This is a genomic window from Litchfieldia stipae, from assembly GCF_014837155.1.
In the GTDB taxonomy this organism is placed as follows: domain Bacteria; phylum Bacillota; class Bacilli; order Bacillales; family Bacillaceae_L; genus Litchfieldia.
The window spans coordinates 1-25,235 of the sequence record NZ_JACYHA010000006.1 but is presented as its reverse complement, the minus strand read 5'-3'; the positions used below and the strand labels follow the sequence as shown (position 1 = coordinate 25,235).

25 protein-coding genes are annotated in these 25,235 nt (G+C 35.9%); 20 read left to right on the top strand and 5 right to left on the bottom strand.

Annotation, left to right across the window (positions count from 1 at the left end):
• Window positions 1–47: 47 nt before the first annotated feature.
• Window positions 48–392, bottom strand: a complete 345-nt coding sequence (locus F7888_RS09225; RefSeq protein WP_191778900.1) for a hypothetical protein — start codon at window positions 390–392, stop codon at window positions 48–50.
• A gap of 99 nt (window positions 393–491) precedes the next feature.
• Entirely contained in the window at window positions 492–1,268 is a 777-nt protein-coding gene (locus tag F7888_RS09220) for a DUF1189 domain-containing protein (protein ID WP_191778899.1), read from the bottom strand.
• Between the two features lie 218 nt (window positions 1,269–1,486).
• Here F7888_RS09220 and F7888_RS09215 point away from each other — a divergent pair, with 218 nt between their 5' ends.
• The 11 genes from F7888_RS09215 (at window position 1,487) to phoU (ending at window position 14,244) form a co-directional block, all read left to right on the top strand.
• Entirely contained in the window at window positions 1,487–3,097 is a 1,611-nt protein-coding gene (locus F7888_RS09215) for a Na/Pi cotransporter family protein (protein ID WP_191779074.1), read from the top strand.
• Between the two features lie 80 nt (window positions 3,098–3,177).
• Complete coding sequence (locus F7888_RS09210; RefSeq protein ID WP_191778898.1) at window positions 3,178–3,660, top strand: DUF456 domain-containing protein; 483 nt, start codon at window positions 3,178–3,180, stop codon at window positions 3,658–3,660.
• A gap of 348 nt (window positions 3,661–4,008) precedes the next feature.
• Window positions 4,009–4,614 carry a superoxide dismutase SodA gene (sodA, locus tag F7888_RS09205; RefSeq protein ID WP_191778897.1) on the top strand — a complete coding sequence of 202 codons (606 nt, stop codon included), beginning with the start codon at window positions 4,009–4,011 and terminating at the stop codon, window positions 4,612–4,614.
• 152 nt (window positions 4,615–4,766) lie between these two features.
• Entirely contained in the window at window positions 4,767–6,056 is a 1,290-nt protein-coding gene (locus tag F7888_RS09200) for an MFS transporter (protein ID WP_191778896.1), read from the top strand.
• 120 nt (window positions 6,057–6,176) lie between these two features.
• Window positions 6,177–8,324, top strand: a complete 2,148-nt coding sequence (locus tag F7888_RS09195; protein ID WP_191778895.1) for a peptidoglycan D,D-transpeptidase FtsI family protein — start codon at window positions 6,177–6,179, stop codon at window positions 8,322–8,324.
• Between the two features lie 195 nt (window positions 8,325–8,519).
• Entirely contained in the window at window positions 8,520–9,536 is a 1,017-nt protein-coding gene (locus F7888_RS09190; RefSeq protein WP_191778894.1) for a PstS family phosphate ABC transporter substrate-binding protein, read from the top strand.
• Window positions 9,537–9,813: 277 nt separating this feature from the next.
• Window positions 9,814–10,761 carry a PstS family phosphate ABC transporter substrate-binding protein gene (locus F7888_RS09185; RefSeq protein ID WP_191778893.1) on the top strand — a complete coding sequence of 316 codons (948 nt, stop codon included), beginning with the start codon at window positions 9,814–9,816 and terminating at the stop codon, window positions 10,759–10,761.
• Between the two features lie 111 nt (window positions 10,762–10,872).
• A complete protein-coding gene (pstC, locus tag F7888_RS09180) occupies window positions 10,873–11,805 on the top strand; it encodes a phosphate ABC transporter permease subunit PstC (RefSeq protein ID WP_191778892.1) in 933 nt (310 codons plus the stop codon).
• Between the two features lies 1 nt (window position 11,806).
• Window positions 11,807–12,691 carry a phosphate ABC transporter permease PstA gene (gene pstA, locus F7888_RS09175; RefSeq protein ID WP_191778891.1) on the top strand — a complete coding sequence of 295 codons (885 nt, stop codon included), beginning with the start codon at window positions 11,807–11,809 and terminating at the stop codon, window positions 12,689–12,691.
• An 18-nt stretch (window positions 12,692–12,709) separates the two neighbouring features.
• Window positions 12,710–13,546, top strand: coding sequence for a phosphate ABC transporter ATP-binding protein PstB (pstB, locus tag F7888_RS09170; RefSeq protein ID WP_225228698.1), 837 nt, complete (start codon window positions 12,710–12,712; stop codon window positions 13,544–13,546).
• Between the two features lie 38 nt (window positions 13,547–13,584).
• Window positions 13,585–14,244, top strand: coding sequence for a phosphate signaling complex protein PhoU (phoU, locus tag F7888_RS09165; protein WP_191778890.1), 660 nt, complete (start codon window positions 13,585–13,587; stop codon window positions 14,242–14,244).
• Between the two features lie 33 nt (window positions 14,245–14,277).
• Here phoU and F7888_RS09160 read toward each other — a convergent pair whose 3' ends face one another.
• Complete coding sequence (locus F7888_RS09160; protein WP_191778889.1) at window positions 14,278–14,772, bottom strand: MltG/YceG/YrrL family protein; 495 nt, start codon at window positions 14,770–14,772, stop codon at window positions 14,278–14,280.
• Complete coding sequence (locus F7888_RS09155; protein WP_191778888.1) at window positions 14,765–15,136, bottom strand: hypothetical protein; 372 nt, start codon at window positions 15,134–15,136, stop codon at window positions 14,765–14,767. The genes F7888_RS09160 and F7888_RS09155 overlap by 8 nt, the downstream gene beginning before the upstream one ends.
• 199 nt (window positions 15,137–15,335) lie before the next feature.
• Here F7888_RS09155 and F7888_RS09150 point away from each other — a divergent pair, with 199 nt between their 5' ends.
• The 9 genes from F7888_RS09150 (at window position 15,336) to F7888_RS09110 (ending at window position 24,203) form a co-directional block, all read left to right on the top strand.
• The gene (locus F7888_RS09150; protein WP_191778887.1) at window positions 15,336–15,920 is read left to right on the top strand and encodes a DUF4912 domain-containing protein; all 585 of its coding nucleotides are present in this window, start codon (window positions 15,336–15,338) and stop codon (window positions 15,918–15,920) included.
• A 42-nt stretch (window positions 15,921–15,962) separates the two neighbouring features.
• Complete coding sequence (locus tag F7888_RS09145; protein WP_225228714.1) at window positions 15,963–18,740, top strand: 1,4-alpha-glucan branching protein domain-containing protein; 2,778 nt, start codon at window positions 15,963–15,965, stop codon at window positions 18,738–18,740.
• Window positions 18,741–18,744: 4 nt separating this feature from the next.
• Window positions 18,745–19,509, top strand: a complete 765-nt coding sequence (locus F7888_RS09140) for a nucleotidyltransferase family protein (protein WP_191778885.1) — start codon at window positions 18,745–18,747, stop codon at window positions 19,507–19,509.
• Between the two features lie 111 nt (window positions 19,510–19,620).
• Window positions 19,621–19,770, top strand: coding sequence for a 50S ribosomal protein L33 (gene rpmG, locus F7888_RS09135; RefSeq protein ID WP_191778884.1), 150 nt, complete (start codon window positions 19,621–19,623; stop codon window positions 19,768–19,770).
• 137 nt (window positions 19,771–19,907) lie between these two features.
• Window positions 19,908–20,477, top strand: coding sequence for a 5-formyltetrahydrofolate cyclo-ligase (locus F7888_RS09130; protein ID WP_191778883.1), 570 nt, complete (start codon window positions 19,908–19,910; stop codon window positions 20,475–20,477).
• Entirely contained in the window at window positions 20,470–21,261 is a 792-nt protein-coding gene (locus tag F7888_RS09125) for a DUF92 domain-containing protein (RefSeq protein ID WP_191778882.1), read from the top strand. Before F7888_RS09130 ends, F7888_RS09125 begins: the two co-directional genes overlap by 8 nt.
• 22 nt (window positions 21,262–21,283) lie before the next feature.
• Window positions 21,284–22,240 (top strand): L-lactate dehydrogenase, encoded by a 957-nt coding sequence (locus tag F7888_RS09120; RefSeq protein ID WP_191778881.1) that lies wholly within the window; start codon window positions 21,284–21,286, stop codon window positions 22,238–22,240.
• 105 nt (window positions 22,241–22,345) lie between these two features.
• Entirely contained in the window at window positions 22,346–22,525 is a 180-nt protein-coding gene (locus tag F7888_RS09115; protein ID WP_191778880.1) for a hypothetical protein, read from the top strand.
• A 124-nt stretch (window positions 22,526–22,649) separates the two neighbouring features.
• A complete protein-coding gene (locus F7888_RS09110; protein ID WP_191778879.1) occupies window positions 22,650–24,203 on the top strand; it encodes a rhomboid family protein in 1,554 nt (517 codons plus the stop codon).
• Here the strand turns inward: F7888_RS09110 and F7888_RS09105 are convergent.
• Window positions 24,175–25,050, bottom strand: coding sequence for a hypothetical protein (locus tag F7888_RS09105; RefSeq protein ID WP_191778878.1), 876 nt, complete (start codon window positions 25,048–25,050; stop codon window positions 24,175–24,177). The two genes, F7888_RS09110 and F7888_RS09105, sit on opposite strands and share 29 nt — an antisense overlap.
• Between the last annotated feature and the right edge of the window lie 185 nt (window positions 25,051–25,235).

Here is a 25,235-nt window from a genome sequence, read left to right as displayed (position 1 = left end):
AGTGAAGTGAACTAATTGACAAGAACGAACACTTTAAAACCATCGTTTTACTGATAAACAGGTATTTTATAAATTTTACCGATTTGTAATGAATTTGCCTTAACACCTGGATTCATCTCTTCGAAGTCCTCGATTATAGTAGAGATGGAAAGGTCTGTTCGCTTTTGACTCAATTCTTCAACAACTGACAACAAAGTGTCACCAGCTTTAATTTCTACTGATTGGAAAGGAATTTCTTGTTCTACAGGTTCTGAACTAGCCTCAACTTCTTCTGCAACATTCTCAGTTATAGTAGGCTCTCCTTTTGCAACAGGGAGGGTACCTATACTAATGTCATAATAGATGATATATAGAATGAAAAAAAAGATCGCAAATCCTACCAATCTCTTCATAAAAAATCTCCTCCAAAAGCTAAACTTTATAACAAGATATGCTTGTCCAATAAAATTAGAACTGGATGAAGAAAATGGAGCTTCAATTAAAGTGTGATATTAATTGATTTCCTTTTTTCTAGGAATTTCTTTAAGGGCTAAATACATAAGAAAGGTTATGACAAACCAGTTTATAGAACCAGCATAAGGAACATTAATCTGCAACAAATCCATTAACATGAAAAATAGTGTTGGAATCGTCATACTATAAGCAGCGATAATCCAAGTGTGTCGATATTTTAAGTTAAGCTTTAGAATATTCCTAATTGCTAGGCCAATGATAGCTGCCACGGATACTTCGATAAATTTGATTCCACTTGTGACAATGTACATGATTATTAACATTATAGGTACAATAATAGGTAACGCAGAAATAAGCGTTTCAAGGTATGTTGAAATTTCTGCGTTAGTAATTGTCGTTCCTTCAAGAAGTGTGTAGTCAATTCGCTCAGCTTGATGCTGTGAGGAAATAATAAATCCTGTTGACAAGAAGGCTAATGCATTTCCATATTGATCTACATCATTTGCATTAAGGCTGCTAGTCCCGTCTACAATAATGGTGAATTCTCCATGCTCTACGATATAAGGTTCAGTTGCAGTGGTTGTCAGCGCACCATTGCTAATTTCAAAGGAAGGCATACTTGCATCACTTAAAGCACTGTCTAGTGATTTCACCGCAGAAGAAAAGGCTTCTGACATTGAAATGGCAGCGGGTAGTAATGATAATAATGCGAGCAAAAAAACAAAAAGAATTGTTTTTCCGATTCCTTGAAATCGATATTTAACAACATCTTTTGGTGAATAAAGACTTTTTAGAAATTGATTGAAGATCGACATCCTTGATAACACATCCTTAACATACTTCATATTTATTTTATCGGTATAGCTTCAAATTAACAAGATAAGGGATGTTCAAAAAACCTTTAAATTAAATTATTCTAAAAAGCTTTACAATAAATTTACACTGATGTATATTTTAAAGGGTTTGTAGAGTATTGTCGAATCGAAATACATATGTAGGGGTTGAAAAGATAGTGGAACTTGATGTTCAGAAAATGATATTTGAGTTTGTTGGTGGACTTGGTATTTTCCTATTTGGTATTAAATATATGGGAGATGGCTTGCAAAAGACAGCTGGCGATAAACTTCGTGATATCTTAGATCGTTTTACAACCAATCCATTAATGGGGGTTTTAGCAGGGATATTTGTTACTGTATTACTTCAGACAAGTAGTGGAACCACCGTTATCACCGTTGGATTAGTTAGTGCAGGTTTTATGAATTTAAGACAAGCAATCGGTGTTATTATGGGTGCAAATATTGGTACAACTGTTACAGCATTCATTATAGGGATTAAGATTAGTGATTATTCTTTACCAATTATTGCAGCGGGGGCCATTCTTCTATTCTTCTTCAAGAATAAGCGAGTTCATAATCTTGGACAAATGGTGTTCGGATTTGGGGCATTGTTCTTAGGTCTTGAAATGATGGGTAATGGAATGAAACCACTTCGTTCTCTTCAGGCTTTTCATGATTTAACAGTAAGTATGAGTGATAATCCTATTTTAGGTGTTGTCATTGGTACCGTCTTTACAGTGATTGTTCAGAGCTCAAGTGCAACAATTGGTATTCTTCAGGAACTATTTGGTCAAGGCTTAATTGATATCAAGGCAGCATTACCAGTATTATTTGGTGACAATATTGGTACTACGATTACAGCCATCTTAGCGTCAATTGGTGCAACAGTTGCAGCAAGACGAGCAGCATTAACACATGTTATTTTTAATTTACTCGGTACAGCCGTTTTCCTATTGATATTACCTTTCTTTACTGAGATAGTTGATATCATAAGACAAGGCTTAAACTTAAATGCAGAAATGACAATTGCATTTGCACATGGAATATTTAATACAACTAACACATTAATTCAATTGCCATTTATTGGTGTTCTGGCGTTTATTGTGACAAAGCTAATACCTGGTGAAGACTCAGCAATTGAGTATAAAGCCAAACATTTAGATCCGAATTTTATCGAACAATCTCCATCCATTGCTTTAGGACAAGCAAAGGAAGAAGTCATTCGTATGGGTCAATTTGCAGCGATAGGATTAGAAGAGTCAAATAATTATTTGAAAACAAGAGCGCAAAAGCACGCAGATATGGGATTGCAGCTTGAGGATGCGATTAATAATCTCGATCGTAAAATTACCGATTATCTAGTTCTATTATCTTCAGCACCGTTATCTGTTAGTGAATCTGAAGAACATTCAATCTTAATGGATACTGTCCGTGATATTGAACGAATTGGTGATCATTTCGAAAATGTCATTGAGTTAGTTGATCATCAAATTAATAGCAAATTGAAATTAACTGAAGGTGCAATGGCAGATCTTGAAGAAATGTTCGAACTGACTATTTCTACAGTTAAACAAGCTGTTAGTGCATTAGAGAATAATGATAAAGAAGCTGCACGTCAGGTTGTCACGAAGGAAGATCAAATTGATACGATGGAACGTACATTACGTAAGAAGCATATCCTTCGTTTAAATGAAGGTGAATGTACAGGTGCTTCAGGTATCGTTTTTGTTGATATCATTAGTAACCTTGAACGTGTTGGCGATCATGCGGTGAATATCGCTGAAGCTGTTTTAGCTGAAGGTAACTAATAATCAATTGAATTTACGTTATAATATACTACAAGGAATCTTTTTCCTTGTAGTTTTTTTATGCTATTTAGGAGGTCTATATGGACATCGTATATTGGTTGATCATTATCGCTTTATTTATCATTGCTTTTATAGGTTTGGTGTACCCCGTGATTCCAAGTGTACTGTTTTTGATAGCTGGATTTTTAGTTTATGGCTTAATTTATGGATTTGACCATTATTCTTGGGTTTTCTGGGTTGTTCAGGGGATTTTCTTTGCTTTATTAATGGTGGTAGATTATGCAGCAAATCTTTTTGGGGTGAAGAAGTTTGGAGGAAGTAAAGCCGCAATATGGGGGAGTACGATCGGTCTGTTGATTGGTCCCTTTGTGATCCCGGTTGCTGGAATCATCCTTGGGCCATTTCTAGGTGCAATTATTGCAGAGATACTTGTTCATAAGAAAGATTTTAAGACATCCTTGAAGATTGGGATCGGGTCGCTCCTAGGATTTCTAAGTGGAACGATTGCAAAAGGGCTCATTCAATTAGCTATGATTATTTATTTTCTATTTGAAGTTTTATAAAGCATAAAGGATTCTTTAGTATACACACTGCTTATTTAGGTTATCTTAATTTTGTTAAGACTGTTTTCGAATAAATTTGTGTTTACCCAAGACGCAGCCTGAATACACTCCGCGTCCTGTGGGGCCATACGCATCCCACGGGAGTCTACGTGTATTCAGTCTGCTAGGAGTCATACTTTAAATATATTTATATTTAAAATAATTTATATTAAAAATAAATAATGCTTAATAATTGAAACTTATTGGCATATTTGGTAATCTGTTTTTGACGGACTTATTAAACATAATTGTATAAAATGTTTTGATGAGTTCTAAAATTTTTTACATAATAAGAGGAGGAGATTTTTCATGGCTTACGAATTACCACAATTACCATATGCATACGATGCATTAGAACCACACATTGATAAGGAAACAATGAACATTCACCACACAAAGCACCACAATACGTATATCACTAACGTAAATGCTGCTTTAGAAGGAAGCGAGCTTCTTAACAAATCAGTTGAGGAATTAATTTCTGATTTAGATGCAGTTCCTGCAGATAAGCGTACAGCTGTACGTAACAATGCTGGTGGACATGCTAACCATAGCTTGTTCTGGACAATTCTTTCACCAAACGGTGGTGGTGAGCCAACTGGCGAACTTGCTGAGGCAATTAACAGCAAATTCGGTAGCTTCGCTGCATTCAAAGAAGAGTTCGCAAAAGCTGCTGCAACTCGCTTCGGTTCAGGTTGGGCATGGCTTGCTGTGAACAATGGTGAATTAGAAGTAACTAGCACGCCAAACCAAGACTCACCATTAATGGAAGGTAAAACTCCAATCCTTGGTGTAGACGTTTGGGAGCACGCTTACTACCTAAATTACCAAAACCGTCGTCCAGATTACGTTGCTGCTTTCTTCAATGTAGTAAACTGGGATGAAGTTGCAAAGCGTTACGCTGCTGCGAAGTAATAATAAACACACTAAACCAGGGGATATGTTCCTCTGGTTTTTTATTATAGTTTTCCACTGTTAAAAACATGTAAATGTTAATTGCCTAATATTGAATATCCAGGTTCCCTTTTTGAAAGACTACGTAGTAGATAAAAAAGGGGAGTCCGCTCATGTTTTCGTTTAAAAAAGTTATAGGAAATATTGACACAAGTAAAGATCTAATCCTGCTCCTAATCATTGGAGGATTGTATTCACTAAGTATTGCTTTATCAAATACGTTTGTGAACGTGTATCTATGGAAACAATCAGGCGAATTTTTTGATTTAGGTTTATATAATCTTGCGGTTGTCGTCATGCAGCCAATTACATTTATATTAGCAGGACGACTTGCTAAGAAAATTGATCGAGTATTAGTCTTAAGACTAGGTGTCTCTTCACTAGCTATTTTCTTTATCACGGTCTTAGTTATTGGAGAGAATGCCTCACAATTTTTAATACTACTCGGTGGAATTCTAGGAGTAGGATATGGTTTTTATTGGTTAGCTTTTAATGTGTTAACATTTGAAATTACAGAACCCGATACCCGAGATTTTTTCAATGGATTCTTAGGTATCTTATCTTCCTTTGCAGGAATGGTTGGCCCAATTTTGGCTGGTTTTATCATTCACTCAATGAAAGAGTTTACAGGGTATACGGTTATATTTGGGATTTCTTTGGCCTTATTTGCTGGTGCTGTTGTTCTAAGCTTTTTTCTGAAAAGAAGAAAGGCTGAAGGGAATTTCATGTTTCGAAGGATTATCAAGGAACGCGCCAATAATTATAATTGGAAAATGGTAACAAATGCACATTTTTTCCAAGGTTTACGAGAAGGTACCTTCATCTTTGTTATTACGGTGTTTGTCTTCATTGAAACGGGAAGTGAGCTAGCACTAGGTAAATTTGGACTCGTAAATTCAGGCGTTTCCTTTTTGGCTTACTATATAGCTACAAGAGTAATCAAAAAAGACTTTAGAAAAAAGTCAATTTTACTTGGTGGACTTTTGGTATATGCGGCAATCTTTTTGATATTATTTGATGTCAGTTATGCCAAACTAATTACTTATGCCGTAGTCATTGCAATTGGTTATCCATTTCTACTAGTGCCATATGTGTCTTTAACTTATGATGTAATAGGCAAAGGGTGGAAGGCTGCCGAAATGCGAATTGAGTATATAGTTGTTCGAGAATTGTTTTTAAATCTTGGAAGAATTGTTTCAATCCTAGGCTTTCTTTCTGCAGTGTCCTTTTTCGATGAGAAAAAAAGTATTCCGATATTACTTGCCATAGTCGGAGCCGGTCACGCCGTTATCTATTTCTTCATTCGTAAAATCAAGTTTGATCATGATAATCAAGATGCTATACGATCAAAATCATATTCAAAAACAAAGCTTATTGAAGGTGATGGAGGATCAACAGCATAATGGTGGGTTTTACTTCTGGAAATTCAATTGTTTTTCATTTAAAATAAAGAAAAGATGGCACCTGATTCATCGAGGTGTCTTTTTTCTTGAATGAAAAAAAACTAAAAGGTAGTTGGTTATATGAGAAATACAAATACAAATCTAAATAATGAAAAAGTGAAAAAAAAGAAAAAAACTCAAGTGCCTTTTCGGTTAAATATATTGTTCTTCTTGGTTTTTATCTTATTTTCTGCATTAATCCTTCGTTTAGGAGTTGTGCAAATTGTAAATGGTGAACGCTATCAGGAAGAAGTGGACAAAACAGAAAATAAAACTGTCCACACTCCTGTTCCTCGTGGGAAAATATATGATCGCTATGACCGTACAATCGTTGATAACGAACCACAAAATGCGATTACCTATACAAGAGCACAGGGAGTGTCGCAGCAGGATGTATTAGAAGTAGCTAGGAAATTAGCTCCGTTAATTGATATGACAGATGAGAAATTCACAAAAAAATTAACTGAACGAGATTTGCAGGATTATTGGCTTATTTCTAGACCTGAAGAGGCGAAGGAGAAGCTATCTGAGGCTGATCTAGAGGAATACACAGCATCTGAGCTCTATCAGCTTCAGCTTGATCGAATTACTGAGGAAGAAATAAAGGAAATCACCGATAATAAAAAGGACTTAGAGGTTGCAGCTATCTTTAGAGAAATGAATAGAGGGTATGCATTGACTCCTCAAATAGTAAAGAATCAAGATGTATCTCCTGAGGAATATGCGACTGTAAGTGAAAATTTAGAGAATCTACCAGGCATAGATACAATGGTGGATTGGGAACGAAAGTATACGTTTGATTCAACATTACGTTCTATTCTAGGTAGAATCACAACATCAGATGAAGGATTACCCGCCGAAAAACTTGATTACTATATGGCTAGAGGGTATAACCGAAATGATCGTGTAGGGAAAAGCTATCTAGAAGAGCAATATGAAGAGGTACTAAGTGGTCAGAAAGCAATTGTGGAGAATATTACGCAAGGCCACACACTTCTTGAAACAAAAGTTATTTCTGAAGGACAGCGGGGCAGTGACCTCATTTTGACAATTGATATGGATTTGCAACAGGCTGTTGAAGAAATTTTAGAATCTGAGCTAAGGCTTGCGAAACAACGACCTGGCACACAATTTTTGGATCGAGCGTTTGTAGTGATGATGGATCCTAAAACAGGTGAAATATTAACTTTAGCTGGAAAACAGTATCAAAATAAAGACGGAAAATCGGAATATCTCGATTATGCTTTAGGTACGATTAATTCAGCCTATGCAATGGGTTCAGCAGTAAAGGGTGCGACAGTTTTAACTGGTTATCAGACTGGAGCTATAAACATTGGGCAGTATCAATACGATGAACCAATCTATATAAAGCAGTTACGAAAAGCTTCTTGGACTCCTTATCCAATGGGTAACATCAATGATTTGACTGCTTTAGAACGTTCTTCTAACGTTTATATGTTTAAGACAGTAATGAAAATTGCAAATGCGAATTATATTCCAAGACAGGCTCTACCTTTTGATAGAGATGCTTTCGGAACTGTTCGGAAATATTTCAGCCAATTTGGTCTTGGTGTCAAAACAGGCATTGATTTACCTGGTGAATCCACTGGGTTTGTTGGTCAGGATACAGCTTCACCAGGTTTCTTACTCGATTTATCGATCGGTCAATATGATACCTACACACCGATACAATTAGCACAATATGTGTCTACAATTGCAAATGGTGGGTACAGAATGCAGCCTAAAATTGTAAAAGAAATTAGACAACCAACATTAGAAATGGGTGAAATTGGCCCTATTATTAAACCGTTTCAACCAACTATCTTAAATCGAATTGATATGAAAGATGAGGAAATTGCTCAGGTTCAAGAGGGATTTCGCCGTGTAATGCAAGGTTCTAGAGGAACAGCAGAAAGTACTTTTGGTAATAAATCATATAAGCCAGCAGGTAAAACTGGTACGGCTGAGGGTTACTACTTTGATCCGATTACGCAAAAAGGCTATGAGGATGTTTGGAATTTAACCTTGGTTGGTTATGCTCCATATGATAATCCAGAAGTTGCTTTTTCAGTTGTTGTTCCAAATGCCTATTATGGTAACAGAAATTCCCATTCAATTAATAACAGAATTGGAGAACAAATTCTTGACAAGTATTTTGAACTAAAAACTCAAAATAGAGAAGCAGCTGATAGTACAGATGAAGCTGAAGAAGATTCAACAAATGAATAATAACCTCAAAACCAAGTGATCAATACTAATCACTTGGTTTTTTTACTGCTTTCCCTAGAATCAACAATAATATACATTAATTTACATAAGTTAACAGAACCTTTACATTAGATTAAAGCTAGATTAACGTTCATCCTTTATTCTTTAACTCGTAGGACAAACAAACTATACAAAGTATTTAGGGGGAAACAGTAAATGAAGAATATGAAAAATCTATTTTTGTTTTTTGTAATGGCAATGTTGGTTGTGTTTGCAGCAGCTTGTGGAGGCGGAGAGGAACAGCCAAGTAATGAAGAGAATAATACTGGGTCTGAAGAAACAACGGACTCTACTAATAATGAAGAAGAAGCAGCTACTAAATTAGAAGGTAATGTAGTAATAGACGGATCTGGTACAGTTTACCCATTAATGGCTAAGCTTGCTGAAGATTACATGACAAATGAACAAGAAGGCGTTTCTGTAGAAGTAAGCCGTGCTGGAACAAGTGCTGGATTTAAGAAATTCTTAGTTGAAGAAGGCGGCACAGATTTCAATGATGCTTCTCGTGAAATCAAAGATGAAGAAAAAGCATTAGCAGAAGAGCTTGGTTTAACAGTTAAGGAATTAAAAGTTGCTTTAGACGGATTAACAATTGTTATTAACCCAGAAAATGATTGGGCTACTGAATTAACACAACAAGAAGTAATTGATATCTTCTTAGCAAGTGCTGGTAAGAAGAACTGGTCTGATGTTCGTGCTGATTTCCCAGCTGAAGAAATCAAAACTTATGGACCAAACGAAAACCATGGAACATACGAATTCTTCTTCGAAAACATTTTAGATAAGCAAGATTTAGTAGAAGGAATCAACCTTCAACAAGAATATTCTACACTTGTAGATCTTGTGTCAAAAGATAAGAATGCAATTGGATTCTTCGGTTTCGGTTACTATGTAAATAACAAAGACAAATTAACAGCAGTACATGTTGACTTTGGAAATGGTCCAGTCGAACCAACTCTTGAGACAATCAAAGAAGACGGTGACTATGCTCCATTTACTCGTCCAGTATTTACTTATTTAAATGAAGCTAATGCAAAGGCTAAGCCAGAAGTATTAGATTTCGCAATCTATGCAATGAAAAATGCGGGAGCTGCAGCTTCTGAAACTGGTTTCGCTCCGTTAACTGATGCAGAAATTCAAGAATCAGTAACATATTTGGAAGGTTTAAAATAATCCATAACTGGGACAAAAAACGTCTCACTTCAGGTGCCTGGCACCAACTGAGAACTACTAACAAAGAATAAATCAAAAGGCTAACACTTGGGAATGATAAGTGTTAGCCTTTTGTGTTTATAAGTATATATTTCGACAAAAAAAGCCAATTTTAGTCAAGTTTTCTCGTAAATTTACAAAACCTTTACAATCACTTAATTTTGATTTAATAATCAACGTTTATATTTATTCTTGTAGGACAAATTAAGGAAAAACACCTTTAGGGGGAATCATACAGATGAAGAGAATAAAGAAACTATCGTTGTTATTAATTATGGCAGCAGTTGTAGCTTTTGCAACAGCTTGTGGATCAAATGGTGATGGAGAGGGTTCAGGGCTAGAAGGAAGTGTTGTGATTGATGGATCTGGTACAGTGTATCCATTAATGGCAAAGCTAGCTGAGGACTATATGGTAAATGAAGAAGAAAACGTATCTGTTGAAGTAAGCCGAGCTGGAACTAGTGCTGGATTTAAGAAGTTTTTAGTAGAAGGCGGAACTGATTTCAATAATGCATCTCGTCATATTAAGGAAGAAGAAACAACAACTGCAAGTGAACTTGGATTGTCTGTAAAAGAACTTAAAGTAGCATTAGATGGTATTACAATGGTCATTAATAAAGAAAATGATTGGGCAACTGAATTGACTCAGCAAGAGGTTGTTGACATTTTCCTTGCAACTGAAGGGAAAAAGAACTGGTCAGATGTTCGAGCTGATTTTCCAAATGAACCAATCACAACGTATGGTCCAAATGAAAACCATGGTACTTATGAATTCTTCTTTGAAAGTATTCTAGATAAGCAGGATTTAGTAAGTGGAATCAATTTACAACAAGATTATTCAACATTAGTTGATCTTGTTTCTAAGGACAAAAATGCAATTGGATTCTTTGGATATGGATACTATGTAAATAATCAAGATAAGTTAACTGCTGTAAATATTGACTTTGGAAATGGTCCAGTAGAACCAACATTAGAAACAATCAAAGAAGATGGAGACTATGCACCATTTACACGTCCAGTGTTCACTTACTTAAATGAAGATAATGCAAAAGCAAATCCTCAAGTATTAGATTTCGCAATCTATGCTTTGTCAAATGCAGCAGCTGCAGCAGAGGAAACAGGCTTTGCTCCATTGACAGAAACTGAACTTACTGAACAAGTCGAGTATTTAGAAGGATTGAAATAACCGTAACAAAAAAGGAGATGAGAACTCCCTTTTCGAGAATCTCATCTTCTTACTTTATATAAGACAGCCTCATTATTATTAAGTTAGAGGGATGAAAGGGGTATTCCATTAATGGAAAAGACCGTTAATGTTAGAGATCTCATTAAGAAAAATAAGAATACGATGAACATTTCTAGAATGTCAGAAAAGCTAATGCCAAAAATTCTTCTTGGAATTGCAGTTATTTCTATCCTTACTACAATAGGAATTGTTATAACTCTTTTAGCAGAAACGATTGAATTTTTTAAGGTTGTATCTATTATTGAATTCTTTACGGGTACTGTTCTTAAACCTTTAGGTGAAAATGCACAGTTTGGCGTATTGCCGTTATTAACAGGTACCGTAATTTCTTCAACAATTGCAATGTTTGTAGCAATTCCTATTGGATTAATGACAGCAATCTTTTTAAGTGAGTATGCTTCTGAGAAATTAAGACGTACGTTGAAGCCGATTTTAGAGGTTTTAGCTGGGATTCCAACAATCGTATATGGATTCTTTGCATTTACTTTTGTGACACCTCTATTACAAAAAATCGTACCGGGATTAGAATCAACAAATATCTTGAGCCCAGGGATTGTTATGGGAATTATGATTATTCCGATGATCGCATCATTATCGGAGGATGCAATGAGTTCAGTACCTAATGCGATGAGAGAAGGGGCATTAGGGTTAGGTTCTACAAAGCTTGAGGTTACTTGGAAAGTTGTTATCCCAGCAGCCATGTCTGGAATTGTAGCTTCATTTGTACTTGGGATCTCCCGTGCGATTGGAGAAACTATGATTGTAACAATCGCAAGTGGAAGCTCGAAGAATTTCACTTTTGATGTGACACAATCGATGCAAACAATGACGGCTTACATTGTAGAGGTAACTGGAGGAGAAGCTCCAGCGGGATCAACTCTTTACTATAGCTTATACGCTGTAGCAATGACATTGTTTGTATTTACACTTATCATGAATTTAATTGCACAGTATATCTCTCGAAAGTACAGGGAGGAATATTAAGATGAAATATATTGATTCAGCTCAAGTTCAAAAGAAAATGACTTCACGTTTATCTACTAACCAAATCGCTAAGTTTTTATTTCTATTGGCTACATTATTTGGCCTAGTTGTACTCGTCGTCTTAATTTATCGAATATTAACGCAAAGTATGGGATGGGTAGACTTTAGCTTTATCACGAATAAATTATCAACAAATCCGGATCGAGCCGGTATAATGGGTGCTATTCTTGGTACATTCTGGCTTATGGTGGTTGTTGCTCCAGTAACCATGCTTCTTGGAATTGGAACAGCCCTCTATCTTGAAGAATATGCAAAAAAAGGTCGTTTACGTAATTTTATTCAAACAAATATTGCGAATTTAGCAGGAGTGCCATCAATTGTATTTGGAATTCTTGGTTTGACTGTATTTGTAAGAGGGATGGATTTAGGGAACATCATTTTAGCTGGTGGATTGACAATGTCATTACTTGTTCTACCAGTTGTAGTAGTAGCTAGTCAGGAAGCTATTCGTTCTGTTCCTAATTACTTAAGAGAAGCATCATTTGGTATGGGTGCAACGAAATGGCAAACAATTAAGAAAGTGGTATTACCAGCTTCATTACCAGGAATATTGACAGGATTAATTCTAGCATTATCTCGTGCAATTGGTGAAACAGCACCGCTTGTCGTAATCGGTATTCCGGCATTGTTAATTCCACTTCCAGATAGTATATTTGATAAATTTACAGTATTACCAATGCAAATTTATTATTGGACTATTGATGCTGCTCTCGTCGCTGAATATGCAAACTTAGCAGCTGCAACGATCGTGATTTTATTATTTGTTTTATTCGTCATGAATTCAATTGCAATTATTATCCGAAATAAATTTCAAAGAAGATTCTAACTCGAGGGGGTTAAGGAGTTGACAGTAACGGTGGAAAATACAAAAACAAGTGTAAAGGTCTCTTTAGATACGAAAAACACAAATTCAAATCAATCAACTAAAAAGGTTGTCTATGATACAAAGGATCTAAATTTATGGTATGGAGATGATATTGCCCTAAAAGGAATCAATCTCCCTATATATGAAAACGAAGTAACAGCAATTATTGGACCATCAGGCTGTGGTAAATCAACATATATCAAAACATTAAATCGTATGGTTGAATTAATCCCTATTGTTAAAATTTCTGGAGAGATTTTGTATCGCGGACGTAATATCTTTGATAAATCTTATCAGGTAGAGGATTTAAGAACGAGTGTAGGAATGGTTTTCCAAAAGCCTAATCCATTTCCTAAATCAATCTATGATAACATTGCATATGGACCAAGAATTCATGGTATTCGCGATAAGAAGGTTCTTGATGAAATTGTTGAAAGAAGTTTACGTGGAGCAGCGATTTGGGATGAAGTTAAGGATCGTTTAAAAGAAAATGCTTATGGTCTATCAGGTGGTCAGCAACAGCGTTTATGTATTGCCCGTTGTTTAGCTATTGAACCAGATGTTATACTTATGGATGAACCGACATCTGCACTTGATCCAATTTCTACGTTGAAGGTAGAGGAATTGATTCAAGAGATGAAGAAGGATTATAGTATCATCATCGTTACCCACAATATGCAACAAGCAGCAAGAATTTCTGATCGTACAGCGTTCTTTTTAAGTGGAGAGGTTGTCGAATACGCTGATACAAACAAAATGTTTTCAAATCCTAAGGATAAGCGAACAGAAGATTATATTACAGGTAGATTCGGTTAAGCATAGAAACGTTAAATCTACTAAGAGGTGATTAGGGTATGTCAATTCGAGCTAGCTTCGATAACGAACTAAAAGGATTAAAATCTGATTTAATGGAAATGGTATTACTTTCACAAACTGCGATTGAAAATGCCATTCAAGCATTAATTGATCAAGATGAGCAGAAAGCGAAAGAGATTATTGCAAGTGATATCAAAATTAATGAGTATGATGAGAAAATTAATCATACCATCATTCAATTAATTGCTCAGCAGCAACCTGTTGCATCTGATTTGCGAAAAATTATTGCAGCTCTGAAGATTTCTAGTGATGTTGAACGAATTGGTGATTTAGCTGTTAATATTGCAAAATCGATTCTTCATATTGGAAATGGACCGCTGATTAAACCGATAGTGGAGATCCCAAAAATGGCGACTATTTCACTTGGAATGTTAACAGATGTGATTGAAGCTTATAATAAAGAAGATGTGAATTTAGCTAAAGAAACAGCTTTAAAGGACGATGAAGTAGATCAGTTATTTGGAAAACTAATGAAGGAATTACTTGAACTTATGACGTCAAATCCTGCTTCACTTGGTCAAATCACACAATTAGCGTTTATTTGTCGTAATATTGAACGACTAGGCGATCATACTACTAATATCGCTGAGCATATTATCTTCATGGTAAAAGGAAAGAAATTTGACTTAAATGCATAAATAAAACAAGGAGCTGCCCAATTAGGCGGCTCCTTACTTTGTTATCAAAGCTGCTATCTCTTGATTAGTCATATCACTTGTTAATTGGTAAGAGCCGATTTGAATTTTTTCGGCTAGATTTTGTTCAAGGATATATTCGTTTAATTTTGTAGCATCCTCAATGATCTCGACATTTTCAAGTTGACGAGCTATTTCTAAGCTTGTCATACCTGATTGGATCTCTAATGTGTATTTTGTAATCACTAGATCCGTAGGCTCTTGTGCTTGTGTCTCTTCTTCTACCTCTTCTTGTACCTTTTCTTCCTGCGGTTGTTGTGATTCAACGGTTTCTCTTAATTGAAGGAGGGACTCGTACTCTGTTTGATCAATTAGTATGAGGTCTCCACGTTTATTTATGTATTCCTCCACATCTTGATCACTAACCTCTGATGAGACGACCTTGTCCTCTTCAAAGAAATAGAAAGCAGAGAGAATGGATGTAGCCAATATCATCCCTGATGCAAATGCTCTTAACCCATTTTTACTCATGTTGTTCCCCTTTTAAACGGATTTGTTCGAGAAAATTGGCCTCTTCATCCACTTTAGAAACGCTTTGATCAGGCGATAAGCTACCTTGAAACAGGGAGGAGATTTTTTCGCGGTCTAATGAGGAAAGGCCTGGCCCTGACGAAGAAGGACTTTTTGATGATTGAATAAACGGTGTAGATTCACTCATTAATAATTCCTCTTCGAGAACACTTATTTTCTTTTTGAGCTGGTATGTCTCCTGAATATGTGACATAGACAATTCTTCAACCTGTTCTTGTAATTCGTTTATAGAATCTCTCTTGAAAAAAGAAAGAAGCAATAATACGATTGATAAAGCTAATAAGCCTACGATTGCAAATTCCAAAATATCACCTCTTTGTATAAATCTATCATTACATTTATAGCATAAACAATTATCACTTTCTATACTCAATATCATATCAATTAAATCAGATATCTTATTTCTATTCGTGATCTCGACAAAATCCCTGATTGTCGTGATTAGTTCATGGTGATAAGATAGATTAGACAAGGACAAATATCCCTATTTTGAGGTGAAAAGCTTGACCCGAGAATCTTTAATCATTAATAGAATAGATGATAATAAGGATGTAGCAAAAAAATATCATGATGTTTTTTTTGAAAGGTTAAACGATATAGCACAAAGGTTAAATCATCATTCAAGTCGGGTCCATTATGAAACTCTAAAATTAATGATAAAGAATCCCCATTGCTTGTATGCTTACTGGGAATTGAATGAGATGACAAGACAGCTTGTCGAACAACATTTTGGATGTGACTGGGAGGCATTACCTAAGTCGGTTAAGATTTTTGATCTTACCTCATATGATCATAACTCTCGAAATGGGTTGAGTTCGTTAACAATGAATGTTCCGGAATCTCAAAGGTATATGTTTATTCCAAATGTGCAGCCAAACCATAATTATGTGGTTGAACTAGGGATAAGTATAAATGAAGATTCGTTCTTTACAATGATTCGTTCTAACGAAATCAGTACACCTCAAATCTTTTGTGATGAAAGTGACAAATTAAAAAGCACACATGAATGGATTAAACATGATTCACAGGAGCCATCTTGGCGTGATTCATTCAGTACCTATACATGGTATGAACACACAAAAAAATAACAGTTTGCATGATAGATTTGGAGGTATCATATATTGAATTATATGTACACAACATTCATTCTTCATGCCCATCTACCGTATGTAAGAAACCTAACGGGAAATAGGCTTGAAGAAAGATGGCTGTATGAAGCCATCGCTGAGTCGTATATTCCGCTTATTTGGCAATTAGAAAAAGATAATCATCAAAGAAGATGGACGATTTCTTTCTCTCCAACTCTTATGGAAATGCTGTCAGATCCTCTTTTACAACAACGTTTTATAGAATATATCCATAACACGAAATTTCTCCTACATACGGAACAAATGAACATAACAGATCCAGAAGAACTTCATCTCATTCATTTCTATAATGAACGTTATCATGCCATTGAAGAAACGTTTAGTCGTTATAATTATAATCTTCTTGAAGCGTTTATCCGATTTGAAGAGTTAGGGAAAATTGAATGTATCACAACATCAGCGTCACATGCAATTTTGCCCTATATATCGACGGAAGAAGGGCTTCACGCACAAATCTTAGAGGGTATCAGAGCTTTTAAGAAACACTTTGGAAAAAAACCAAAAGGATTTTGGTTACCTGAATGTGCTTATTCGAAAGAAGTTGATCGTGCGTTAAGTGATGCTGGAATCTCTTACACGTTTGTTGACCTTCATGCTGTCCTACAAGCTGAACCACCTTCTTCAATGGGAAGTGGGGCACCGATTATTTCTCCCAATGGAGTCGTATTATTTCCTAGAAATCAAGAGCTGGCAAATATGGTTTGGAGTGCAACCGATGGATATCCTGGGAACGAAAATTACAGGGAATTCTACCGTGATGTTGGATTTGATCGTGATTATGAGTATTTGATGCCCTTCCTCCCTGAGGGAATTCGGGTAGATACTGGATTGAAATATTATAAAATTACGGGTAGTGAACAAAAGGAATACTATCGTAGAGACTTAGCAGAAGACATTGTTAGCTGGCAGGGCGAGGATTTTCTAAGAAAACTTGAAGGTGAATTAATTGAAAAGGGGAAGCAATCTTATCCACCTTATACTGTCGTATTACCTTTTGATGCTGAACTATTTGGTCATTGGTGGTTTGAAGGTCCTGATTGGTTTCATAAGGTTGTGAGTACTCATCAAAATAATATTGAATTCATTACTGGTTCTGATTTTGTTACTCGTCACTATTCTGATTTACAAACCTGTCATGTTTCATTTTCAACTTGGGGAAGAGATGGGTATGGTGATGTTTGGTTAAATGAGAAGAATCATGAGATTTATCGATATGCTCATCTTATGGAGTTTGAAATTAACCGGTGTGTGAAGCAGTATTTAAATGGAAGTATGCTCGAAAAATTAGCAATAGAGCAAATGATTAGAGAATGGCTCTTATATACAAGTAGTGATTGGGCATTTATGATTGATCAAGGAGATTGTCGTGACTATGCTATGATTCGAATCGAGGAGCATTTATCAAGGTTTATCTCATTGAACGATCATTTAACTAGTAAAACCTTATCCAAAGAAATTCTGCTTACTTATAAGAATGAATATCCTTTCTTATCTTCTATCAATCTCTCGAATTTTTATACGTCTGAAGAGCAGGAGAAGGATGATACAGAATTGAAAGTAGCAACAGAGAAAGGTCTTAAGATTTTGATGTTATCATGGGAATTCCCGCCATTAATCATTGGTGGCTTATCAAGACATGTGTATGATCTGTCTAGGGCCCTTGTGAGAGCTGGAAATCAAGTAACGGTTATTACAACTTATGTTGAAGAGTATCCCGTACATGAAGTTGTCGAAGGTGTTGAGGTATATCGAGTTCAAGGTTTTCATCACGGTGAAACCGATTTTCTAGAATGGATTGGTGGACTCAATATGGGCTTTACAAAAAAAGCACTTGAATTAGAGGAACGATTTGATTTTGATATTATTCATGCCCACGATTGGTTAGTCGCGACGTCTGGTACTTTATTAAAAGAAATGATTGATAAAACCTTAATTACAACCATTCACGCAACTGAATATGGTAGAAATAATGGGATTAACACAGAATTACAACATAAAATCCATACAAAGGAGGGGGAATTAGCACGGATTTCAGACGCCGTGATCGTGTGTAGTGAATACATGGCAAAGGAGGTTTCAAGACTTTTTCAACTAGATCAAAATAAAGTGTATGTGTTTCCTAATGGGGTTGATCCTCATATGCTAGAGGTCAAGGATTATGTAATGAAAAAGTCAGCAGAGTATAAACGGAATTATAGCCATATTGTTTTTTCTGTAGGAAGAATTGTACCTGAAAAGGGGTTTCAAACAATTATTGAGGCGGCTCCAATGATTTTAGCAGAATACCCTAATGTATTATTTTTAATTGCAGGAAAAGGTCCAATGTTGCATGAATACCGTAATAGAGTTAAGGAGCTTGGGCTAAAACGAAGTGTTATTTTTGTCGGCTATATTAGTGACGAAGAACGGAATATGTATTTCAACGAATGTGATATTACTGTGTTTCCGAGTCTTTACGAACCGTTTGGAATTGTTGCTCTTGAAGGTATGATAGCCGGGAAGCCAACAATTGTTTCTGATACTGGTGGACTAAAGGAGATTATCATCGATGGAATAACAGGAATGAAGATGCAGCCTGGGGAAAAGGAAAGCTTGGCTAGGAATGTTCTTCATTTGTTAAGGAATGAACCTTTTGCGCAGAAGTTAGGACAAAACGGGAAGTATGCAGCCACTACAACCTATAGCTGGGATCAAATTGCAAAGGACACATGTGAGATGTTTAAGGAGAAACAATACAAACCAATTCATATAAGGGGATGATAACATGAAAGGTGTTATCATGGCTGGGGGAAAGGGTACGAGGCTGCGACCACTAACCTATCATATGCCAAAGCCGATGGTGCCATTACTTCATACGCCTGTGATGGAATACAGTATTGAACTTTTAAAGAAACATGGAATCACTGAAATCGCCGTTACGACTGGATACTTAGGAAATGATATTAAACAATATTTTGGAAATGGGAGCAGCTGGGGAGTCGAACTAACTTATTTTGATGAGATCACACCTCTTGGCACAGCGGGTAGTGTGAAAAATGCTGAAGCATTTCTAGATGAAACCTTTGTCGTCATTAGTGGTGATATATTAACAGACTTTGACTTGACAGATGGGATTCATTTTCACGAAACGAAGAATTCGACCTTAACAATCTTGATGAAACAAATGAATAACCCGTCAGAATATGGTATTCTGACCACAAATAGTGAAGGTAAGGTTAATCGTTTCCTCGAAAAGCCAACATGTAATGAAATATTTAGTGATTTTATTAATACGGGGATTTACATTGTAAACCCATCAATATTTTCTTACATTCCTCAAGGAGAATGTTTTGATTTTAGTAAGGACTTATTTCCTCTTTTATTACAAAAGGACGGTCGGGTGTATGGTTTTGTTGTAAGTGGATATTGGTCAGATATTGGGACCTTTCCACAATATAAGCAGACTCGCTTTGATTTATTAAATGATCGAGTTAAATTTTCTGTAAGTAGAAAAACAGCAGGTCATCACTATCGAATTAGCCTTAAATAATAAAAATAAGAGAAATTTCACTTCAAACTAAAAATACACTGGAATTTCTATAAATAAAATGATATGATTGTTAAGTCTGATTTATGCTTTTATGTTTGGAGGGAAATAAAGATGCGTGTTAATGTAACATTAGCTTGTACTGAAACTGGTGACCGTAATTATATTACAACTAAAAATAAACGTAACAACCCAGATCGTATTGAGTTAAAAAAATATAGCCCAAGATTAAAAAAGGTAACTTTACATCGTGAAACAAAGTAAGCAGTAGGAAGCAATTCCTACTGTTTTTTTTATGTCCAAATGGAATTTGTCGATTTACTTAGAAGGAATGGAGAATATACATAGAGAATTATTATGATATACATATTAATATAACGTTTAAGATATGAGGGGGAAACATGATTCTTAAGCAGAATTTACGTGAAATGATGAGAGAGAAGCTAAGAGACATTGATGAACATACATTTGAAAAATGGTCTAATGAAATACAGCAGAAGGTGTTTCAAACAGTGGAATGGAAAGAGGCGAAAACGATTGGTATTACGATCTCAACAACCAGAGAAGTAAGCACAATCAAAATTATTGAACAGGCTTGGCTGGAAGGGAAGACAGTGTGTGTACCCAAATGTGAGCCTACCACTAAAAAAATGGACTTCAGGCAAATTACCAGCTTTGATCAACTTGAAGTCGTCTACTTTTCCTTAAAAGAACCCATTGAAGAGAAAACTGTACTTATAGCAAAGGATGAAATTGATCTATTGTTTGTACCAGGCTTAGCATTTACGGAAAACGGGTATCGTTTAGGTCAAGGTGGGGGATATTATGACCGATATTTACTCAATTTTAACAGGCAGACAATGTCACTTGTATTTGATCTAGCCATAGTTGAAGACCTACCTATAGATCACTATGACTTACCTGTCCAACAAATAGTTACAAATAAACGAGTGATTGACTGTCATGGATAATCATTTCCTTCTCCAGGTTATTGGTATCGTAGCTGTTGCATATAGTGGGCATCGATTAAGGTCATTAACCAAGACTGGAGCAATGGCAACAGTTATCATTGGGGTAGCTGTAGCTATGGGGTTTGAATATAGAGGTTTAGGTCTCTTAGGAGTTTTTTTTGTTACTTCAAGTCTTTGGAGTAAATTTAAACGCAATCAAAAAAGTAGTGTTGAGGAAAAAGTGCAAAAAGGGGAAGAAAGAGATCATATTCAAGTATTGGCAAACGGTAGTGTCGCAGCCATGGCTAGTATACTAAATGTGTTCTTTCCTTCTGACATTTGGTTATATGTTTTTGTAGCTGCCATTTGTTCTGCTAATGCTGATACATGGGCATCTGAAATCGGTTCACTTAGCAAACAAAGGCCAATTCTAGTATCAAGCTTTCAACGAGTAGATGCGGGCACTTCTGGTGCAGTTTCCTTATTAGGAACACTTGCTGCTTTAGGTGGATCCTTATTAATAGCGATGGTGTCGTATGAGTTCTGGAACGAGATATCCTTCAAGTCAATCTTATTGTTGACGCTTGTAGGCTTTATTGGGAATCTGTTTGACACCATCTTCGGCGCAGTATTTCAGGTTAGTTACATATGCCGTGTTTGTGGAATTGAAACAGAGAAAACCGTTCATTGTCATGAGAAAACTAAATATCACAAAGGAATAGTCTTTTGTAACAATGATTTCATTAATTTTCTGTCTATATTATTAGCTTCAATCCTTGGAGCTTTACTATTTGTATATTTATGAAAATCGGAAGGTGGGAGTAAGTGTGGCGAATGATGTAAATCGAGTGGTGTTAGTTGGGACAGGTTTTGTTGGTTCAAGTTACGCGTTTGCGTTGATTAATCAAGGCGTTACTGAGGAATTGGTATTGATTGATTTAAATAAAGAGAAATCTGAAGGGGATGCCATGGATTTAAGTCATGGACTAGCCTTTGCTCCACAAGCGACTAGAATTTGGTTTGGTGATTACAGTGATTGTAAGGATGCAGACATTGTTGTATTAACTGCGGGGGCTAATCAAAAGCCTGGTGAAACAAGGTTAGATTTAGTTGAAAAGAATGCAAGAATTTTCAAAGGAATTATTGATCAAGTGATGGGTAGCGGATTTGATGGTATCTTCATTGTTGCAACAAATCCAGTCGATATTCTAGCATATGCAACATGGAAATATTCCGGTTTACCGAAGGAAAGAGTCATTGGCTCAGGAACAATTCTTGATACAGCAAGATTCCGTTTCCTTCTAGGGGATTACTTCAAAGTGGATACACGTAACGTACATGCATATATCATTGGAGAGCATGGCGATACAGAATTACCGGTTTGGAGCCATGCAGACATAGGTGGAAGGCCGATTCTTGACATCGTAAATAATAGTGATCAATATCATCTTGAGGATTTAGAATCGATTTTTGTCAATGTTCGTGATGCAGCATATCACATTATTGAACGAAAAGGAGCTACCTATTATGGGATTGCCATGGGTCTCGTTCGTTTAACAAAGGCGATTTTGCAAAATGAGAACTCAGTATTAACTGTCTCAGCCTATCTTGATGGTGAATATGGGACAAAGGATATCTATATCGGTGTACCAGCAATTGTCAACAGAGGTGGGATTCGGGAAGTTATTCAACAGGACCTTAATGAATCAGAGAGAGTAAAATTCGCTCATTCAGTTAAAGTGCTTAAACAAACATTAAATCCGATTTTTAATGAAGAAAAGTAATAGTTGGAAGAGATTCAATACGTTGAATCTCTTCCTTTTTCATTTTTACCGCTTAAGGATAAAATCAGATAAAGTATCAAAAACTACTCATAGGAGGGATGTAAAATGATCAATGGGATAAGTCGAATCGTTTTATTAATTGCCGGTTTATACGGTGTCTATCGCTATCGTTATCGAATCATGAATAGTGTGCTCGGAAATCCTGATATGAGAAAGCTGTTTATTCGAATGACGATGAGTATCCCTTATGTAAGGAATAAAATGATGAGTCAAGCATTTAGATAATCTATACTTGTTTGAGGCTGAACGTAAATAGGTTTGGCCTCTTCTTTTTGAGGCTAGCCTTTTACAATCCAACCTACTTCATAGTAAAATTAGAAAAAGTTTGCTTTTAGATAGGGGAGATGAGATGGTTTTTCGGCAAGATTATCATTATTGGAGTACTGTACACCAGTTAGTCGTGGAGTATAATTACCGAGTCATTCAACTGTCTCAGCATAAGAATGAAGTATGGTTAGAATCGAATGATAAAAAAGGTCCGTCACTAATCCGAATTATCCGTTATGATCTTGATTGGGGCTCCTGGCTGAAAAGGGATATAGAGCAAACTGGTGCGATGTTAGAAGAATTACGAAAAAGACAAAATAAACGCAAGCTAAATGCACTTAATCTTTATTTTTCAACATATCCACCAGTGGATGATTGGCTAGAACATACAGAAACTAAGTTATTTGGAAAAAAAGAACAAACGTCCATTAAAAATATGATTATACACTCAGAAAATAGTAAGCAGGGATTTAAGGAGCTTTCAACTTGTCTAGAACGAACGATTACGATTGAAGACGAGGCTGGCCTATTTGACTATTCCAAAATTGACCAACTGAAGCATGAGGTATACACATACACGAAGCAAAGAAAGAATCAGGAAAAAAAGATTTTTTCATACGGTAAACCATTTTTTACATACTTTTTTATCTTCATTCAAATTGTCATGTTTATCCTGTTAGAAGCAAATGGTGGAAGCATGAATACAGATACACTTATATCATTCGGAGCAAAGGAAAACTTTCTTATTTTACATGGGGAATGGTGGCGTTTCTTTACCCCAATCATTTTACATATTGGTTTCTTTCATTTAGTAATGAATACATTAGCCCTCTACTTTTTGGGGACAGCAGTTGAACGAATATATGGTAGAGCAAGGTTTCTCCTTTTATATGTATTTGCTGGTTTTGCTGGGACGCTAGCTAGTTTTGTTTTTAGTCCAGCGGTATCAGCTGGAGCGTCCGGAGCGATTTTTGGTTGTTTTGGTGCACTTTTGTTTTTTGGATTTGTTCATCCTTCTTTGTTTTTTCGAACAATGGGTACCAATGTCATTGCAGTTATTGGGATTAATTTAGTTATTGGATTTATCTTCCCTGTTGTCGATAATGCCGGTCACATCGGTGGTTTAGTTGGTGGTTTTCTTGCTGCAAGCTTTCTCCACTTACCTGAGCACAAAAAGTATGTTCAGCGAATGATCTCTTTCGTTATTACAATTGCACTAACAATAGCTATGTTCTATGTAGGATATACAATTCAACCAACTTCAGGTAATCCGACTTTTGTGATTCGCACTGCTCAGAGTTATATTGAAGAGAATAAGATAAATGATGCATATAAGATATTACTTGATGCCGAGCAAAAAAATAAGAATGTACCAGCAGAGCTGTATTTTTACCTTTCCTATACTGAAGTGAAACTAGGGAAATTAACTGAGGCAAGGGAACATCTTGAGATTGTCACGAATGAACTTCCCTCACTTCATGAAGCGCATTATAATTTGGCACTTGTTTACGTAGAGTTAAAGGATTTTGACAGAGCAAAGGCATCTATAGAACGTGCTATAAAAGAAGCTCCAGATCAGGAGGAGTATAAATCTATATTAGATACAATCAATGATTATTTGGAACGTTCTGAATAAACAGCACAGGAGCACCTTGATTTGTTTCAGTCAAAATTAAGATTTGAGTACCATCTTTTTTGAGGTAGATTTGTGGCTCTAAGCTCCCAATAGGATCAACAACAGTACCGTTATCAAGCTTGATCCCCAAAAAGTAATTTCGATATAGTCCTTCCCACAGCTTACCTATGGTTCGCTGTGTTTTTTCTGTATTCATATTAAAATGCATTTGGTCATTATAGACGACTAAATGAGAGAGAGGTAGTTGAAGATATTCATCTGTTTCAATATGAAAATGTTTTACTAATTTTGCTAATGCATAAGCTCGATTTTGCTCGTTAGCGTGATCTATTACAGCTTTCCACTCCTTTTGATTGGTCGTGTCGGCTTGACGAAAGGATTCTAATTTGCCAAACGAAGAATCAATGACATATAAGTGATCTCCACTCATTTTTTGAGTACTCTTTATTAGGTTATTATCATAATGAATTTCTCCGTGATGATATGAGATAGCTATATAATGACTACTATCTACTCCATGACTAGTTAAACTTTGAGCAATATTTTGACTTTGATTCTCCCACTTAGAAGCTTTCGCTTTAAGACGTCCGTTGGCAAATAGCAGTGAAATATCCTGTCTAAGATACACTTCACGTTCTAGATTTGAGGTACTCTTCAAATTGATTATATGCTCGTCCTCATCTTTTTCATCAAATAAAGAAAGTGTTGTAGTAGCAATAGTAAATCCTATAGAAGAATCCAATGGGAAGAAAATAATCGTTTCCTGTGTATCTTCTTTTGTGTAATACAGAAATCCAGCAAATATGATGGAACAAATTATCGTACTAATATAAATGATTCTCTTCATTATCATTCCCCCAAAAACTTAGGACATCTTTTAGTACAACCTATGTACTGAATAGAAGAAATATGTTTTTCCTCTAGGCTGTTTTCTCAAAGTTTGTTGTTGTTTTGAGATGAATAATTGAGAATGAGATTTCTAGCAGCCTGAATACACGGAGACTCCCGTGGGATGCGTGGGCAAAGTGAGAC